The sequence below is a fragment of the Nonomuraea monospora genome (assembly GCF_039531895.1).
GTDB lineage: Bacteria > Actinomycetota > Actinomycetes > Streptosporangiales > Streptosporangiaceae > Nonomuraea > Nonomuraea monospora.
This window is the reverse complement of record NZ_BAAAQX010000124.1, coordinates 1-527: the sequence shown is the minus strand read 5'-3', so window position 1 is coordinate 527 and position 527 is coordinate 1. Positions and strand designations below refer to the sequence as shown.

Sequence of the window (527 nt, the reverse complement as noted above, 5' to 3'; positions counted from 1 at the left end):
CGGGCAAAGATCGGAAGGGTTACGCCAGTACCAGCGCAGCCGTTTTTCCATTTCAGGCGCATAACGCTGAACCCAGCGGTAAATCGTGGAGTGATCGACATTCACTCCGCGTTCAGCCAGCATCTCCTGCAGCTCACGGTAACTGATGCCGTATTTGCAGTACCAGCGTACGGCCCACAGAATGATGTCACGCTGAAAATGCCGGCCTTTGAATGGGTTCATGTGCAGCTCCATCAGCAAAAGGGGATGATAAGTTTATCACCACCGACTATTTGCAACAGTGCCTGAGGAAATGCTGGCGGAACGCGGCATTTCGGTCGACCATACGACGATCTATCGCTGGGTCCAGTGCTACGCCCCGGAGATGGAGAAGCGGCTGCGCTGGTTCTGGCGGCGTGGCTTTGATCCGAGCTGGCGCCTGGATGAAACCTACGTCAAGGTGCGGGGCAAGTGGACCTACCTGTACCGGGCAGTCGACAAGCGGGGCGACACGATCGATTTCTACCTGTCGCCGACCCGCAGCGCCA

Annotated in this window: 2 pseudogenes; one reads left to right on the top strand and one right to left on the bottom strand. The window is 57.3% G+C overall.

What is annotated here, in order from left to right:
• Positions 1-222, bottom strand: a pseudogene (locus ABD331_RS60800) (IS6 family transposase); the annotation flags it as partial.
• Positions 223-286: 64 nt separating this feature from the next.
• Between ABD331_RS60800 and ABD331_RS60795 the strand changes: the two are divergent.
• A pseudogene (locus ABD331_RS60795) lies at positions 287-527 on the top strand (DDE-type integrase/transposase/recombinase); the annotation flags it as partial.